Here is a 16,919-nt window from a genome sequence, read left to right on the forward strand (position 1 = left end):
TATAATATCAGGTTTAAACGAATTAATAGCAACTGACTTGAAAAACCACTTTTTTTCTGGCGATTTCAAAAAAATGTCCCAATAATAATCGGTTATAACTATTGTTGACCTTTTTATTTAAAAAGTTTCGGATGAATGTGACTAAAAATGTATTGCATTTTAACATCTTTCTGAGTTCCTGGTCAAATTAATAAGGTTTTAGCCGAAGTCTGTCCATTCAATTGAATTAAATCGTATGGCCGGAATATGTCGTTTTTATCTAGCTGATTTGTCGCCAATTGATTTCCTTAGGGTGTCGCTGATTCATTTGTTTGGCAATTGGTTTATAAATCGGCTCTTTTAATTCAGGGTCTTTTTTGAGAATTTCAAGCGCTGCCTGGCGTGCTAAAATTAAGATAGACTGGTCTTGTGTGAGGCTGGCTATTTTAAAATCATACGGATCACCACTCTGTTGCGTACCATCGATGTTTCCGGGGCCCCTTAGTTTCATATCCTGCTCAGCAATCTGAAAACCATCATTGGTTTGTGTCATAATGCCAAGTCTTTGACGTGTGTTTTGGCTTATTTTATAGGGACTGAGCAATATGCAAAATGATTGGGAAGCCCCTCTTCCTACACGGCCACGTAACTGATGGAGCTGAGACAAGCCAAACCGTTGGGCGCTCTCAATAATCATTATTGATGCATTTGGCACGTTTACCCCAACCTCAATAACAGTGGTGGCAACCATTATTTGAGCTTCGTTGCGTACGAATTGCTGCATTTTTTCCTCTTTTTCTTCCGGCTTCATCTGTCCGTGTACCATTACAGTTTTATACTTTGGGGGTGGGAAAGCTTTTATAATTCTTTCATAGCCGGCTTCAAGATTCTGAAAATCGAGTTTTTCTGACTCCTGTATCAATGGGAAAACCACATATATTTGCCGGCCCTGCGCAATTTGTTGCCGCATAAATTTATAAATGTTGGCACGTTTATCTTCGAAACGGTGGTGGGTTTCAACCGGTTTTCTGCCCGGAGGTAATTCGTCAATTACCGATACATCCAGGTCTCCGTGAACAGTCAGTGCAAGTGTGCGTGGAATTGGGGTGGCCGTCATCACAAGTACATGTGGTGGCTGTTTATCTTTGCGCCATAACCGTGCACGTTGCGCAACACCAAAGCGGTGCTGTTCGTCAACAATCACCAAACCGAGCTTGTTGAATTTTACCTCATCTTCTATAAGTGCGTGTGTGCCAATAAGCAGGTCTATTTCACCATTGCGCAATTTTTCATGCAGTTCCCTCCGGGCCTTTGTTTTGGTTGAGCCAGTCAATAAGCCCAGTTTATAATCAAGACTTCCAAGCATCTCTTTCAGGCTTTTATAGTGTTGTTGGGCCAGTATCTCCGTGGGAGCCATCAAGGCCGACTGGTATCCATTGTCGGCAGCGATGAAAGCTATCATAAGCGCAACCAGTGTTTTTCCGCTACCCACATCGCCCTGTAAAAGCCGGTTCATTTGCAGGCCGCTTTTCATGTCGTGCCGCATCTCTTTTATAACCTTCTTTTGGGCATTGGTGAGTTCAAAGGGTAAATGTTTCTTGTAGAAAGTATTCAAATAATGACCAACCTTATGGAAAACAATGCCCTTGATGGCATTATCACGTTTAATTTTCGATTTTAGAATAAATAGCTGAATAAAAAAAAGCTCATCAAATTTAAGCCGGAAACGTGCCTGCTCCAGTGTTTTCATGTTTTGCGGAAAGTGTACATGTTGCAGCGCATTATATAAATGCATCAGGTTGTACTTTTTTCGGAATTCTTCGGGATAGTGATCTCTGATAACCGGCTTGAGTTCCTGTAGCAATTCCCTTGTGAGTTTTTGTATTACACGGGCATTTATGCGAAATTTTTTTATTTTTTCGGTTAAGGGATACACCGGCGTGAATGGAGCAGCTGTTTTAGTTAAAAAAGTTTGTAAAGTCTCAAATTCGGGATGTGTAAAATTTAACCGGTTGTTGAAAAGCGATGGCTTACCAAATAGCACATAATCGACACCCGGCTTGATTTGTTCGCTGATATATTTTAAACCTTTAAACCAAACGCACTCTACAGTTCCGGTGTTGTCGGTAAAACGGGCTGTTAACCGCTTTTTATTACCGGTTCCCAATAATTCGCTGCGGGTAAATCGCCCTTTTACCTGAACCTGTGTCGGGGTTGCTGACAACTCGCTGATGGTATAAAATTTACTACGATCCACATACCGGAATGGATAGTAATGCAAAAGGTCCTCAAATGTAGTCAGGTTGAGTTCCTCTTCGAATAATTCTGCGCGTTTTTCACCAACACCTTTAAGAAACTGTAAGGGTGTTGTTAGGTTTTTACCGGTCATAAGAGGTGTTTCCTGCAAACCTACATAAATTTTTTTATCGGGAAAAGTATGTCCCTGAATCATCTAATCCATACAAAAACATAAATTAATCATTTCTGTATTTTTTCTTTATCACGTCTTTCAGGGCTTTTTTTGTGGCTTTCCGGGTAGATTTTTTCTGGCTTTTAATTGCTTTCTTTTGCGCTGCAATAGCCTCCGTTATTTCCTCATGCAGATTAAGTAATTCTGTGGTTTTTTCGTGAATTTCTGACTGACTTTCAAATAATTTATTAGAATTCTGAGCCAGAACTTCCACAGTTTTCTTTCTAATTTGATATAGCAATATGAAAACTGTAATTAGCAATAAAATTGCCAGCGATAACAAAAAATAGAGTCTCAGCGAGCTTTCACGATATTGAGTACGTGTGGTGTTTAGTTCGTTTTTTAATGCCGCAATGCGCTCTGCTTGCTGCTCAAATCCACTATTTTGATTTTGTTGCACTTTGATTGTTTCTGACAGTATTAAATTTGTACTGGAGTCAGCATTTTTAATAAGCTGTTGGGTGTTTCGGTCGAGCCGGTTATAAAGCCTGTTAAACCTATTCTGTAGTATGGTGATTTCTTGCTGTATTTGTTCTATCTTTAGCTTAGTCAGACTGTCATTGTTTTGAGCAGATGTCTCATTTACGCAATGACCTAACAGAAAAAGCAGTAGCAGAATTGATAATATGTTTTGCCTAAGGAAGTTCATAACAAAAGAATATGTTTTCTTATTATTTGTGTAAAGTTATTGAATTTTAATAGATTTTTGAATTAAAAGTCAACTCAGATATAAATTAAGCGGTATATTTTGTATAAATTTACTATTTTAGATAGCAATTTGATACAAAAGATTGGTTATGCGCTTGTTATTACTGATTTTCTGCCTTTTACTTACAGCCCAATTACTAAAGAGCCAGGTAAATCCATTGGTCTCAGATTCTTTAGAAGAGGTGGTCATAGGTTCAAAAGCAGAAACAAAGCTGGTGCATAAAAAACTTCAAGCAGGCACGACAACTGTTTACAAGGGAATTAAATCAATTGTGCCCGGTAAAACAAGAGTTGAATCCGGCGGCATTTTACGATCCACACATCCTCCGTTAGAATTTCAATATAAAGAAATTAAACCATCGTCATTTACTGACAGGGTCAATGTTAAAGATCCGCCTGTTTATCCAATATCATTTATTACAAACGATACGGCTGAAACCATTAAAAAAGGTGAAGTGCTTAAAAAACAAGCATCATTGCCCGAATTAGTTGATGCCGGTAAAGCCCTGTATCGTGAGAATATTGTGGCCAATATTAAGTATGTCGATATTGCACAGGGGCTGTTTTCTTCCTATATCATGTCATTAGCCAGAGATGATAAAGGCATGGTTTGGATGGGGACTTATGGAGCCGGATTAGTCGGCTACAATGGACGTTCTTTTGTCAGATACGGTATAGAGCAAGGGTTACCTGGGAAAAAAGTAATGAGTGTTCTATATGATCGTAAAGGCCGATTGTGGTTAGGTACCTTTAATAACGGGGCGGTTTGTTTTGATGGTAGGTATTTTTATTATTTTAATGAGGAAACAGGCCTACCCGGCAGCAAAGTAATGTCATTGGTCGAAGACCAGAAAGGAAATATCTGGATAGGTACAAATAACGGTATTGCGCAATTTAATGATAAGGAACTAAAAGTCTATTCTAAAGATCAGGGACTAAATTGCAGACAGGTATATGATTTATGTGAAGATGCACAAGGCAATATATGGATTGGTACATTTAATAGCGGCGTTATCCGCTGGGACGGAACCACCTTTAAGCATATAACTGTGCAGAATGGATTACCAACAAATGCCATATGGGCTGTAAATTATGATGTTAATAATACCATATGGTTTGGTACTTATGGCGAAGGAGCCATTCGGTTCGATGGTGAAAAATTTTATCAGTATACTTATCCGCAAGGCTTCCCAAATTCCGAAATACTCTCTATGAGTCGCGATGACCAGGGAAATCTATGGATTGGTACTGATGGAAATGGTATTGTACAATATGATGGTCATTCTTTTAAGAATATTAGTTCTGAACACGGGCTTACAAATGATATGATTTGGGATGTATTGAATGATCCATCCGGAATTTATTGGATTGCTTCCTATGGTGGTGGCCTTATGAAATATGATGGAGGGGTTTTTAATTATATGTCTGAAATACAGGGGTTACCGGGTAAAATAATTTTATCATTCTATGAAGATGTTAAAGAGAATATGTGGATGGGTAGTTGGGGAGATGGTTTGATAAAATACGATGGAGAACATTTCTATAACTGGAAAAAATCACATGGCCTTGTCGATAATACCATTTGGGCCATTGAACCAGACCTGTCGGGTAATCTATGGCTAGGTACAGATGGGGGAGGCTTAAATAAATTAGAGGGAGACAAAGTATATGAAATCACCACTAAGCAAGGCCTCACGCACGACGAGGTTACGGCCCTGTATCAGGATTCATCAGGTACCTTGTGGATTGGTACTTATGATGGTTTGAACAGCTTAAAAGGCAATAAAATTACCAGATATCAGACCAAACAGGGACTACAAATAAAAGAGATTAGGGATATAACGCCAGATCGCCACGGTAATTTATGGTTGGCCTCAAGCGACCGGGGTATTGCAGTTTTCACCGGAAATCGATTCTATCATTTTACAATGTCAGATAGTTTAAGCAACAATTCTACTTATCGGATATATGTGGGCAAAAATGGTCATCTATGGATTACAAGTAACAATAAAATTAATATTCTTCACCGGGATTTTATTCGTGCGCTAAATAAACACAGTCAGGAAGAAAAACCTGAATCCTCAGAGGATCTTTATAATGCATTCAAAGCCAGTTTGCTGCAACTTGGAAAAGACGATGGTCTGGCTTCAAATATAGTTCAAAATATTGTATTTCATCCCAATGGCGATATATGGCTTGGAACAGAAAATGGTGTCAGTAAATTAACCAACGCAACTAAAGACCGCACATATGCGAAAGGATTGTCCATATTTGATGACCAATATGATGTGGAAAATTTTACTTATAATGAAGGATTTATTGGGGGCGATGTGTTCTCCAATAATTCCTCAGGTATTGACCATAATAATAATTTGTGGTGGGGAACAGGTAAAATGCTTATTTCTTACAATCCTCAAATACAACGACCCGATACCATAAGGCCATCTATAGAATTAACAAGCTTGCAGCTTTTTTATGAGAAGGTAAACTGGTTAAATACCAACTTAACAAATGGCCTCGACAATACAGTTCAGGAAGAATTAAATGTAGGAAAAGGTGCTTCAATTGATTATTCAGGCATTAGCGCCTGGAATCATTTACCGGAAGATTTAAAACTCAGCCATGAACTAAACCATCTTACCTTTATTTTCTCGGGGCTGGCCTGGAAAAATCCCGAGAAGCTTCAATACCGGTTTATGCTTGAAGGTTATGATAAGAACTGGAATCCGCTCACAAGCCAAAACAAATCTACCTATAGCAATTTGCCGCCAGGAGCGTATGTTTTTAAAGTTAGTGCTTTGAGTAGTGCTGGTCTATGGAGCAATGAAGTTCATTTTCAGTTTGTAATATTACCACCCTGGTGGAAAACAACATGGTTCAAAATTGTTTTTGTTGTTTTTGTACTATTAATTGTTTTTGGAATTTACCAATGGAGAATAGCCAGTTTTAAGCACCGGCAGCGGGAATTAGAAAAAACTGTATCGGAGCGCACATCTGAAATATCAGAAAAAAATGAAGAGTTACTTCAGCAGAAGGAAGAAATTTTGGCGCAGCGCAATGAGATTGTGATACAAAAAGATAAATTAGAGATAATACACAAGGATTTAACGGAGAGTATTGAGTATGCCAAATTTATACAATATAACATGTTCCCTGAACCCAGAATGCTCTCAGAAGCTTTTGATGATCATTTCTTACTCTTTTATCCCCGTGATCGTGTTAGCGGAGATTTTTATTGGTGGGCAAAAATAAATAATCAGGTTGTTGTTGCTGTTGCAGACTGCACCGGCCATGGCGTACCTGGTGCATTAATGAGTATGCTGGGTATATCATTTTTGCGCGAAATTGTTCTCAAGGAAAAGTACATGGAGCCAGCCGTTATCTTAAATAATTTACGGCAAGAAGTTATTACTGCCTTAGACCAGAAAATGGCCCCGGGCGAACAAAAAGATGGTCTTGATATCGCATTGGTCAAGATTGATTTATTAAACAATCAGATGATATTTTCAGGTGCCCGAAATCCCCTTTATTTAATTCGTGAAAACAAGCTGTTTGAATATAAGGCAGATAAAGCCCCAATTTCTGTGTATCCAAAAATGAAAGATTTTACACAAACAACAGTTAACTTAGAAAAAGGAGACCAAATTTATATCTTTACCGATGGATATGCAGATCAGTTTGGAGGCAATAATGCCATTAAATTTAAACGGAACAGGTTTAAAAAGCTACTTCTAGCTAATTCCAGTGAAAAAATGCCAATCCAACTAGAAAAATTAAAGGAAAGTTTTTATCAATGGAAAGGAAATCACGAACAAATTGATGATATCACAGTTTTAGGATTGAGAATTTAATTTTATAACTCTTAACGTTCATGAGCAAAGCAAAATTTGGTACTGCTCCGGTCTTTTTTACTGCGATCAGCACAATTCTTGGGGCTATATTATTTTTAAGATTTGGATATGCCATTGGCACAGTAGGTTTTTGGGGCGTGATTTTTATCATTTTAATTGGCCATATGGTCACCATTCCAACTGCACTGGCTATATCCGAAATTGCTACCAATAAACGTGTTCAGGGAGGAGGAGAGTATTTTATCATCAGTCGGTCCTTCGGCCTTAATATTGGAGCAACAATCGGCATGGCGCTTTTTCTTAGTCAGGCCATTAGCGTTGCCTTTTATGTGATAGCTTTTACTGAAGCATTTTCCCCGGTTTTTGAATGGATTAAAGAAAATTATGGTATTAATTTGCCCAGGCAGGCTTTTTCTGTACCAGCCATGTTACTGCTTTCTTTCCTGATTTTGAAAAAAGGAGCTAATATGGGAGTAAAAGCCTTGTATGTAGTGGTAGCTGTATTATTTGTGGCCCTTGCACTTATTTTTGCCGGTGCCCCTCAGGGTGGCGAAACCAGTTATTTTAGTGAGAACCTTGCCCTGCGTAATAGTTCCGATTTTTTTGTAGTGTTTGCCATTATTTTCCCGGCATTTACTGGTATGACAGCAGGAGTTGGCCTTTCAGGCGACCTTCGAAACCCGGGAAAAAGTATTCCACTTGGTACTGTTGCTGCTACTATAAGTGGCATTGTAATTTATATATTTTTAGCCTGGAAAATGGCCAGCTCTGTACCCGCTGAAGGTTTGGTGAATGATCAGCTTATAATGGCTCAAATTGCTCCCTATGGATTTATTATGATACCATTGGGGCTTGCTGCTTCTACTATATCCTCAGCACTTGGCTCGGTTATGGTAGCTCCGCGTACACTTCAGGCTCTTTCCGGCGATCATTCCTTACCATGGAGCCGAGCCAACGGTATATTGTCTGCTACCCGTAAAAAAGATGGGGAGCCTTTTAATGCATCGCTTGTAACCTGCATAATCGCAATGGTGTTTGTCATATTGGGCGATGTGGATATTGTGGCTCAAATTATTACCATGTTTTTCATGGTTACCTATGGTTCTCTTTCATTAATATCATTCTTGAATCATTTTGGTTCAGCTCCATCTTATAGGCCATCATTCAAAAGCCGATGGTATATCTCTTTGGTTGGTTTTATTATGGCAGTGTGGCTCATGTTTAAAATTGATATGCTATATGCACTTGCAGCGGTCATCGCAATTGGGGCGCTTTATGTCTATATTAATAATGTATATAAGCACCGGAGGGGGATGGAAGATATATTTAAAGGAGCATTTTTCCAGCTTAACAGGCGGCTACAGGTTTATATGCAAAAAACCTATAGTTCCAGAAAGAAAACTGAGTGGCGGCCATCTGCCATATGCATTAGCAGTGACTCGTTTAATCGGCAGAAAGCACTTGAATTTATGAACTGGATTGCATGGAAATACGGTTTTGGTACTTATATTCACATGAAAAATGGCTATTTCAGCACTAAACTGGCTCAGGAAGCCCGCAAAGAACTTGAGAAACTGGTTGAAATAATAGACCAAAAGGAGAGTGCTGTGTACGTTGATACCATGATTTCACCTTCATATACTTCTGCTGTTGCACAAGCTATACAGCTGCCCGGTGTTTCCGGGATGGAAAATAATATGGTGGTATTTGAATCACTACGTACAGATGAAGAACATATGCAGGCTATTGTAGAAAATATGCCCCTGGCTAAGGCCGGAGATTTTGATATTTGTCTTTATAGCTCGACTTTGAAACCCGTCAATTTTAAAAATGGAATACATGTTTGGATACGTTCAACCGATGTAGACAATGCCAATGAGATGATCTTATTAAGCTATATAATTTCAGCACATCCAGCATGGGAAAAAGCCGGTATAAGTATTTTTAATATTGCCCAGCATGGCCAGAAGGAGGAAGCAAGAAAAGCACTATTGGAAATTGTGGAGGCAGGAAGATTACCTATATCAGCAAAAAATATCGAAAGTGTTGAAGTTGGAGAAGACCAAACTCAACGGTCTGTTATTGAGGCAAAATCTGCCGACGCAGGACTGGTTATTATAGGTTTCCTGGAAGAACAGGTAAAACACGATGGAAAGTCAATATTTATGGGATATGATGCCATGGGTGATATTTTATTTGTTAATTCGCGTAATGAAAAAACCATTGTAGAATAAAAATTGAAAACTATGCCTACTGTTTGGATAACTGACAAACAAGAACAAGAAGATATTATTCGTAATTGCGACAGCTGTGCAATGTCTATGGTCGATACAAATGGCGACCCTTATGTGGTAATGATGAATTATGGTTATGAGGATGACGTAATATATTTCCACGGGGATCCGAACGGAAGAAAAATGGATATTTTAAAAGAAAATCCGAAAATTTGCATCACCATGAGTACTGAGCACAGTATTTATTACCAAAACGAAAAAGTAGCCTGCTCATATGGCATGAATTATAAAAGCATTGTTGCCGACGGAGAAGTTGAGTTTGTTGAAGATTATGATGAAAAAGTAAAAGCACTTAATCTGATTATGGCCCAATATGTAGAAGGAGAATTTGACTATAATTCCCCGGCCGTTAAGCAGGTCGCAGTTTTTAAAGTGAAATTAAATAATCTGAAAGCAAAAAACTTCGGACGATTTGTACGTTAATTCGTAAAAAACGCATAATTTTTGTTTCCCCTGTCAAATTAAAGAGAATTTAGCTCATGTAATCATTAAACTTATGAGAATTAGTAAACTTATTCCGGCTTTGCTGGCTATTGTGATTATTTTTGGTAGTTGCCAGAGTGGTCCACAATCCAATGAAAGTCAATCAGCAAAATATGTGTTTTATTTTATTGGAGATGGTGTTTCATTGCCCCAGCTCAGTTTAACAGAAGCATATTTAGCCCAGAAATCAGGTCAGAAAGGAATGAAGCAATTAAATCAGAGTCAGCTCGAAGCTCACGGTTGGTTTTATACATATGCCGATAACCGCTTTATTACAGGATCTGCTGCTGCCGGTACCGCGCTTTCTACAGGACATAAAACTTCGATCAATACAATTGCCAAATCGGCAGATCGTACTCAAAACTATAAGTCAATAGCTTATAAAGCCAAAGAAGCAGGTATGAAAGTAGGCATTATCTCTACAGTATCGATCAACCATGCCACGCCGGCTGCCTTTTATGCAAACGCAAACGAACGTAACTCGTATTATGAAATTGCCGATCAAATGTTTGCAAGTGGGTTTGATTTGTTTGCCGGTGGTGGAATTAAAGACCCAAAGGGTGAGCAGGGAGATCTACCGGACCTCTATGAGAAAAAGACGAAATTGAAAATTTTACAAAATAATGCGGCTTTCTTAAATGCTGAACCCGGTAGTTTGCCCCTCTACTTTTCGCATGAGCGTTTACAGAGTGGAGCAGCCATGCCTTTTGCAATTGATATGAATGAATTCGATGTTACACTGCAAGAGGTAACAAGAAAGAGCATTGAGCTTTTAAACAACCCTGAGGGTTTTTTCATGATGATTGAAGGCGGAAAGATTGACTGGGCTTGCCATGCTAACGACGCAGCGGCCACTATTTCTGGTATGGTCGACTTTGATAATGCGGTTGGTCAAGCGCTTCACTTTGCCGAAAAGCACCCGGACGAAACATTGATTGTTGTACTTGGAGATCACGAGACTGGTGGTTTAACCCTGGGTAATGATGATATGCATTATGAAACAAACTTTACTATATTACAACATCAGAAAATATCTCATGAAGCCCTTGAGCGTGAAATAGAGCAGCTTATTCAGCAGGATGGTACGCTTGAAGAAGCCATGCAATTCATTGATGAAAATCTGGGTTTAGGTAGCCAAATAGAGCTTACCAAAGCTGAACGGCAAAGACTAAAAGAATCATGGAAAGCATCAACTGGCTATTCAGGTCAAAATGTCGAATTACTCTATAGCTCAGTACACGAGTTTCTGTATGAAGCCATAAAAATTCAGAACCGTAAAGCCGGAGTAGGCTGGACCTCCACTTCACACACGGGGCTTCCTGTGGTTGTGCATGCTCATGGAGTAGGGGCCACTCATTTTGATGGAATTCTCGATAACACTGATATTCCCAAACTAATTGAGAAAATCATAAAATAAAAACTAATTTTTTTATCATAAATTATTAAATAAGGCGCGTGGTTAAATCCAATGCGCCTTATTTATTTATTATCAGTCAATTGCTTTTAGTGTATTGATTGTGAGTTGTTTGTATTTATGGTAAGCTGGCTAATTTTAACCCTGTTTTAACATTTATTTTATACCTGTGTCGGGATTTTTTCGTTTTTTAGTTAGAGAATAATACTTAGTGTTTTTTGTATATAGTTCCTTTTAGGAAAACAAAAAATCACCGGGACCAAAATATAAAACAAAACATATGAAAATGCTTGATCATCAAAAAAATATACTTCGCAACCTGCATCATAATCACAATTTATTCATTAAGGAGATAAAAAAATCAATACAGTGGCTATCTGAACAGGAGTTAAAAGATCTGGAGCAGTGGATTTCAAAAGAGCTTGTGCAGGTTTACGATCATGAAGTTCAACGATTATTCAGGATGGCAGTCTAATTACTGCGCCACAAAATGAAACTTAATCTTGCCGCTTTGTTCTCCCTTTTTTCCCCTGGTGAATATGGCATTTTGAGCTGCTTGCAGGGCAGCGTCAGTGAAACACTCATCTGTCGAAGTGCTTGCCTGCTCATCGAGCTGGGCTCTTTTTACAAGGCCATTGGGTAATACAACAATTTTAACGGTAATATCAGCAGATCCCTGGCACAAATAAACCGGCACATCAATATATCGAATTTGACGGTCATCTAAATAAAAAACAATATTCGATGGCCCGGTATAAACCTCTTTTTTTACATTCTGTGGTTTACTTTTTTCTGGAACAGTTATTTCTGGGCCCTCGTCATAAGTGGGTTTATTTGTGATATATTTATCATACTCTTCCTGACCTATTGCATTCTTTATTAATTGTTGGCGATACGCTTCTTCGGTTTGGTTTTGTTCTAATTTTGTCTGGGTATTATCCTGATCTTCAGGTTCTTCGGATTTATTGACAGCTATGTTTTTTCTTTGCTCCAAAGGCATTTCCTGCTCAAGCATTTCATTAATTGATTTGTCAAGCTCTTCCATTCGTTTTTCTTCTTTGAATGGGTCAGGTGCTTCAAAATCTTGTTCATCAACCAAAACAATAAACTCCTGATGTTTTCTTTTGGCATTCATTTCAAAAGCCAGAAGAGTGGACAACACCACAATGAGTGTGACAAGCGTTGCCAATGCTGCTTTTTGGAATAGCGTAATATCTTTACGGTTCGGTTTCATTACCGCAAAGATAAATAAAGCATGTGAAAGGTGGAAGGGCTAAGCCTCGAAAGCCGATTTAGTTTTTTGCAGAAACCGAATGAGTTGTGGCAGATTGGATATACCATTAAGCTCTTCTTGTTGGTTATGCAGGCTAAAATGCTCCTCCAGGTCAGCGTAGAATTTGTGCCGTTCGGTGGCAAAATCAGGTGATGAAAGAAATCGGAAACCCGATACTTCATCATTGATTAACGCATGCTTTTCGAGTAAAGCATACAATTGCGAAATGACCTGGTTCATAAAGATAAATTTTTCATATAAGTTATGTATAAAAAGAATATTTCCAAAATTTAATTTTTATGATAAACAATTATTAAAATGTTAAAATATCTGCAGGTCAATAAAAAAGGCAGGTCTCAATATGAAACCTGCCTTTAACTGTCAAATATATTTTTTTACATTAAGAAACTCAGTAATATACCAGCACCAACTGCCGATCCGATAACGCCAGAAACGTTTGGCGCCATGGCATGCATTAGCAAGTGGTTTGTAGGATCTTCTTTCACACCCATATTTTGCACAACCCGGGCACTATCAGGCACAGCTGATACTCCGGAGGCTCCAATCATTGGATTTACCGGATTATGGTTAGGAGAGAGCCAATTCATGATTTTGGCAAAAATAAGACCACCCATTGTAGCTATAGCAAATGATGCGGCTCCAAGTCCGAAAATCAATATAGAGTCTTTTGTAAGGAACACATCTGCCTGGGTAGATGCACCTACGGTTAAACCAAGCAAAATTGTAATTGTATCAATTAGTGCATTGCTGGCGGTATTGGCCAGTCGGGCTGTTACCCCGCTCTCTTTTAGGAGGTTGCCAAAGAAAAGCATTCCCAGAAGTGGGAGTGAAGTAGGTGCAATAAATGCTGTAATGAGCAATCCGAATATTGGAAACAATATTTTTTCCAGTCTCGAAACAGCACGTGGCGGCCGCATTTTAATCAGACGTTCACGTTTACTGGTAAAAAGCTTAATTATAGGCGGTTGAATTACTGGTACGAGTGCCATATAGGAATAGGCAGCAATGGCAATCGGTCCGATCAGGTTCTTCACCAGAATGGGGGCCCCACTCGGATCATACCCTATAATGTTGACCCCATTGGCAAGTTTAGATGAGAGAAAAATCGCAGTCGGACCATCAGCACCTCCAATAATACCTATTGCGCCTGCTTCTGCAGGGGCAAAACCCAGGTAAAGTGCACCAAGGAAAGTGATAAATATACCAACCTGGGCTGCAGCGCCAAGTAACATTAGGCGTGGATTCGACATCAGAGATGAAAAATCTGTCATAGCTCCAATGCCAAGGAATATGAGGGGTGGATACCATCCCTGAACTACACCCTGGTACAGATAATTCATAACGCTACCGGGCTCATAAACACCCAGTTGCAGGTTGAAGTCAACAGCCTGGAACATAGGGATATTACCTATGAGAATTCCGGTTCCAATAGGAATAAGCAATAGTGGCTCGTAATCATATTTTATGGCAAGAAAGATAAAGAAGAGCCCAATCACGATCATGATTAGATTTCCATGTGTGACATTGGCAAAACCCGAAAACTCATAAAAGTTTATTAATCCGGCTGTTGCCCCTGTATAATTGGTATAAGTTGTATGGTTCATTACCAACTTACCATCTTTTAGGTAGCCTTCACGCGTTCCAAGGTCTACAACTTCATCAGTAGTACGGTAATTTGATGAGCGGTTATTGGGATCTGTATTGCGGTGAAAGTGGGTGATTTTTTTCGGAGTAAAAATCATTACCACTTTATTTCCAACAATCTTCCATTTTCCCGGATACCGGGTTTTAGCCGAATCCATTTCAAAAGATCCATCCGCCTTAAAAGTTAAAAACTTGTATCTTTCGACAGTTTCTACTTCCTCGTTTTTGTCTTCAGCTATTGGACGGGGCAGATAGCCGCCGGCTTTGTTAAGCCATTTTCCATCGAGTAATTGTGCTTTAATATCTTGTTTCTGTGCCTGACCTGATGTAGCACCCAGGAACAAAAACATCAATAGCAGGAGAAATATGTTTTTCATTTTATTATTGGCTTTTTGTTCCCTTATTCCATTTCTAATAAGATGTCATCTTGCAGCACACTATCGCCCTCTTTAACTTTAATATTCGCAATTGTGCCCTCTTTTTCGGCCTGAATATTATTTTCCATTTTCATGGCTTCCATAACCAATAGTGTTTGCCCTTTGATGACAGTATCTCCGGGTTCTACATTAATCTTCATGATGCTACCCGGGAGTGGAGCTTTAACTTTATGCCCCCCGCTCTGAGATTTTTGTAATTTCCCTTCACCAGGTTTTTTAGACACTGGTTTACGAACCAATTTCGGTGTCTTTTTTGATGTGGCAGCCTGCTCAACCTCTACTTTATAGGTTGTTCCATTTACATCGACATCAAGTTGGTTTTCGTCAGTTTCATTGACTGCAATGTCGTATTTCTGACCTTTTATTATGAATTTGAATGTCTTCATTTTGAGTTATTTATCAAAATTTAAGTTTTACGGGTTGATTTTGTACTCCATATATTTTTGAACTCCATGGAGAGTACTTTCTCGACATGTTCTTGATGGTGATGATATTGGATTCTTCATCGTGCATCTCACTGTAGTAAAGATGCACTGCGGCTGCTATTGCAGCACTCTCATCACCAGGAACTGAAAAGTCGTCCTGGTCTGCACATTCATATTTTCCTTCGCGTCTTAACTGGCTGCGAATATTCATATTAATGATTCTGGGCAGTTGCGAAAATACCAGGTAAAGGAGTACCAGCGCAGCAAATACAACCACAATACCTACTAAGGCTACGGTATATCCTCCCTGGCTGGCTACTGATGCAATGATATTCATCATAGTTTCTAGCTTTATAATGGTATATTCGAGTGTTTTTTAGGTGGATTCACAACTTTCTTGGTCGCAAGTAAGTCAAGTCCCCTGCAAATGCGGAAACGCGTATTACGTGGCTCTATAACGTCATCTATGTAACCTAAAGCAGCTGCTTTGTAAGGGTTAGAAAACTCTTTCTCATACTCTTCCTGTTTTTCAGCCATGAATTTCTCTTTTTCTTCATCGCTTTCAATTTCTTTAAGCTTACGTCCTTCAAGCACTTCAATAGCTCCCTTTGCACCCATTACAGCTATTTCAGCCGATGGCCATGCATAGTTCAAGTCTCCCCTTAATTGCTTGCAGCTCATTACATCGTGTGCACCACCATAAGATTTACGTATAGAAATGGTGATTTTTGGTACAGTGGCTTCGCCATAGGCAAACATAAGTTTTGCTCCATGGATTATAATTCCGCCTGATTCCTGTCCGCTTCCTGGTAAGAAACCTGGAACATCAACCAGTGTGATGATTGGGATATTAAATGCATCAGCAAATCTTACAAATCGGGCTGCTTTGCGTGAGGCGTCAATATCGAGCACGCCTGCCAGGTAATTTGGCTGATTGGCAATAATTGCTACAGGTTGACCGTGGAACTTGGCAAAGCCGGTTATGATGTTTTTAGCATAATTACGATGTACTTCCAGAAACTCGCCGTAATCGGTCAAGGCCTCAATAATATCGATCATATCGTACGGTATGTTTGGATTCTCTGGCACCATGGTATTAAGTGCATCTTCCATACGATCAATGGGATCTGTACATTCTGTAACAATCGGATCTTCAAGATTATTTTGCGGAAGGTATTCGAGCAATTTACGAATTAGCATAAGCCCTTCGTTTTCGCTCTCTACCATAAAATGTGAGACTCCTGATTTTGAGGCGTGTACTTTTGCTCCTCCTAAATCTTCAGTTGTAATGTCTTCCCCGGTTACAGTTTTGACCACTTTTGGACCGGTAACAAACATGTAGGAGTTGTCTTCCGTCATCATGATAAAATCGGTGAGTGCCGGTGAATATACTGCACCACCTGCGCAGGGACCGAATATGGCTGAAATTTGCGGTATTACACCAGAAGCAAGAATATTACGTTCAAAAATTTCTGCATAGCCTGCTAATGATGTCACTCCTTCCTGAATGCGGGCGCCACCAGAATCGTTAATGCCAATAACAGGGGCACCAACCTCCATGGCTTTGTCCATTATTTTACAAATTTTTTGCGCAAACGTTTCCGACAACGAACCGCCAAATACGGTGAAATCTTGCGAGAATACAAATACTTTGCGGTTATCGATTGTACCGTAACCAGTCACAACACCGTCACCAAGTATTTTCTTTTTCTCCATCCCAAAATTTGTGCATCTGTGGGTAACAAACATGTCGAATTCTTCGAAACTACCTTCGTCCAATAGTTCCTCAATTCTTTCGCGGGCGGTTAGTTTTCCTTTTGAATGCTGAGATTCAATTTTTTTCTGACCACCCCCTAAATAGGCTTCTTCACGAAGCTTAATAAGGTTTTTGATTTTATCTTGCGTTGACATTTTAATATA

Annotated in this window: 13 protein-coding genes; 5 read left to right on the forward strand and 8 right to left on the reverse strand. The window is 39.2% G+C overall.

Features of this window, described 5'->3' with window-relative positions; translation table 11 throughout:
* Window positions 1-259: 259 nt before the first annotated feature.
* Together recG and VJ937_RS11420 are read right to left on the reverse strand one after the other, a co-directional pair.
* Window positions 260-2,368 carry an ATP-dependent DNA helicase RecG gene (recG, locus tag VJ937_RS11415; RefSeq protein ID WP_414706411.1) on the reverse strand — a complete coding sequence of 703 codons (2,109 nt, stop codon included), beginning with the start codon at window positions 2,366-2,368 and terminating at the stop codon, window positions 260-262.
* Between the two features lie 85 nt (window positions 2,369-2,453).
* Window positions 2,454-3,098, reverse strand: coding sequence for a hypothetical protein (locus tag VJ937_RS11420; RefSeq protein WP_324067199.1), 645 nt, complete (start codon window positions 3,096-3,098; stop codon window positions 2,454-2,456).
* Between the two features lie 148 nt (window positions 3,099-3,246).
* Between VJ937_RS11420 and VJ937_RS11425 the strand changes: the two genes are divergently transcribed.
* The 5 genes from VJ937_RS11425 to VJ937_RS11445 all read left to right on the forward strand — a co-directional run bounded on the left by VJ937_RS11425 (window position 3,247) and on the right by VJ937_RS11445 (window position 11,674).
* On the forward strand, window positions 3,247-7,008 hold the full coding sequence (locus tag VJ937_RS11425) for a two-component regulator propeller domain-containing protein (protein ID WP_324067201.1): 3,762 nt from the start codon (window positions 3,247-3,249) through the stop codon (window positions 7,006-7,008).
* A gap of 20 nt (window positions 7,009-7,028) precedes the next feature.
* On the forward strand, window positions 7,029-9,242 hold the full coding sequence (locus VJ937_RS11430; RefSeq protein ID WP_324067203.1) for a hypothetical protein: 2,214 nt from the start codon (window positions 7,029-7,031) through the stop codon (window positions 9,240-9,242).
* Window positions 9,243-9,254: 12 nt separating this feature from the next.
* Window positions 9,255-9,725: a pyridoxamine 5'-phosphate oxidase family protein gene (locus VJ937_RS11435; protein ID WP_324067205.1), complete on the forward strand. Its 471-nt coding sequence runs from the start codon at window positions 9,255-9,257 to the stop codon at window positions 9,723-9,725.
* 73 nt (window positions 9,726-9,798) lie between these two features.
* The gene (locus VJ937_RS11440; RefSeq protein WP_324067206.1) at window positions 9,799-11,202 is read left to right on the forward strand and encodes an alkaline phosphatase; all 1,404 of its coding nucleotides are present in this window, start codon (window positions 9,799-9,801) and stop codon (window positions 11,200-11,202) included.
* A gap of 283 nt (window positions 11,203-11,485) precedes the next feature.
* The gene (locus tag VJ937_RS11445; RefSeq protein WP_157754707.1) at window positions 11,486-11,674 is read left to right on the forward strand and encodes a hypothetical protein; all 189 of its coding nucleotides are present in this window, start codon (window positions 11,486-11,488) and stop codon (window positions 11,672-11,674) included.
* On the opposite strand, the gene VJ937_RS11450 is transcribed toward VJ937_RS11445, so the two are convergent.
* From VJ937_RS11450 to VJ937_RS11475, 6 genes are all read right to left on the reverse strand, one after another.
* The gene (locus tag VJ937_RS11450; protein WP_324067209.1) at window positions 11,675-12,433 is read right to left on the reverse strand and encodes an energy transducer TonB; all 759 of its coding nucleotides are present in this window, start codon (window positions 12,431-12,433) and stop codon (window positions 11,675-11,677) included.
* A 39-nt stretch (window positions 12,434-12,472) separates the two neighbouring features.
* Window positions 12,473-12,712, reverse strand: coding sequence for a hypothetical protein (locus tag VJ937_RS11455; protein WP_324067211.1), 240 nt, complete (start codon window positions 12,710-12,712; stop codon window positions 12,473-12,475).
* Window positions 12,713-12,867: 155 nt separating this feature from the next.
* Window positions 12,868-14,097, reverse strand: a complete 1,230-nt coding sequence (locus tag VJ937_RS11460) for a sodium ion-translocating decarboxylase subunit beta (protein WP_324067297.1) — start codon at window positions 14,095-14,097, stop codon at window positions 12,868-12,870.
* 440 nt (window positions 14,098-14,537) lie between these two features.
* Window positions 14,538-14,960, reverse strand: coding sequence for a biotin/lipoyl-containing protein (locus VJ937_RS11465; RefSeq protein WP_324067213.1), 423 nt, complete (start codon window positions 14,958-14,960; stop codon window positions 14,538-14,540).
* Window positions 14,961-14,973: 13 nt separating this feature from the next.
* Window positions 14,974-15,339 carry an OadG family protein gene (locus VJ937_RS11470; RefSeq protein ID WP_324067214.1) on the reverse strand — a complete coding sequence of 122 codons (366 nt, stop codon included), beginning with the start codon at window positions 15,337-15,339 and terminating at the stop codon, window positions 14,974-14,976.
* 11 nt (window positions 15,340-15,350) lie between these two features.
* A complete protein-coding gene (locus VJ937_RS11475; RefSeq protein WP_324067216.1) occupies window positions 15,351-16,910 on the reverse strand; it encodes an acyl-CoA carboxylase subunit beta in 1,560 nt (519 codons plus the stop codon).
* Window positions 16,911-16,919: the final 9 nt, after the last annotated feature.

This window comes from Salinivirga sp. (assembly GCF_035268865.1).
Lineage (GTDB): Bacteria > Bacteroidota > Bacteroidia > Bacteroidales > Salinivirgaceae > Salinivirga.

What these genes read in the sequence shown, in the direction of transcription:
- recG (WP_414706411.1), bottom strand. Translation starts at nt 2,368, where the DNA reads ATGACCGGTAAAAACCTAACAACACCCTTACAGTTTCTTAAAGGTGTT.
- VJ937_RS11420 (WP_324067199.1), bottom strand. Translation starts at nt 3,098, where the DNA reads ATGAACTTCCTTAGGCAAAACATATTATCAATTCTGCTACTGCTTTTT.
- VJ937_RS11425 (WP_324067201.1), top strand. Translation starts at nt 3,247, where the DNA reads ATGCGCTTGTTATTACTGATTTTCTGCCTTTTACTTACAGCCCAATTA.
- VJ937_RS11430 (WP_324067203.1), top strand. Translation starts at nt 7,029, where the DNA reads ATGAGCAAAGCAAAATTTGGTACTGCTCCGGTCTTTTTTACTGCGATC.
- VJ937_RS11435 (WP_324067205.1), top strand. Translation starts at nt 9,255, where the DNA reads ATGCCTACTGTTTGGATAACTGACAAACAAGAACAAGAAGATATTATT.
- VJ937_RS11440 (WP_324067206.1), top strand. Translation starts at nt 9,799, where the DNA reads ATGAGAATTAGTAAACTTATTCCGGCTTTGCTGGCTATTGTGATTATT.
- VJ937_RS11445 (WP_157754707.1), top strand. Translation starts at nt 11,486, where the DNA reads ATGCTTGATCATCAAAAAAATATACTTCGCAACCTGCATCATAATCAC.
- VJ937_RS11450 (WP_324067209.1), bottom strand. Translation starts at nt 12,433, where the DNA reads ATGAAACCGAACCGTAAAGATATTACGCTATTCCAAAAAGCAGCATTG.
- VJ937_RS11455 (WP_324067211.1), bottom strand. Translation starts at nt 12,712, where the DNA reads ATGAACCAGGTCATTTCGCAATTGTATGCTTTACTCGAAAAGCATGCG.
- VJ937_RS11460 (WP_324067297.1), bottom strand. Translation starts at nt 14,097, where the DNA reads ATGAACCATACAACTTATACCAATTATACAGGGGCAACAGCCGGATTA.
- VJ937_RS11465 (WP_324067213.1), bottom strand. Translation starts at nt 14,960, where the DNA reads ATGAAGACATTCAAATTCATAATAAAAGGTCAGAAATACGACATTGCA.
- VJ937_RS11470 (WP_324067214.1), bottom strand. Translation starts at nt 15,339, where the DNA reads ATGATGAATATCATTGCATCAGTAGCCAGCCAGGGAGGATATACCGTA.
- VJ937_RS11475 (WP_324067216.1), bottom strand. Translation starts at nt 16,910, where the DNA reads ATGTCAACGCAAGATAAAATCAAAAACCTTATTAAGCTTCGTGAAGAA.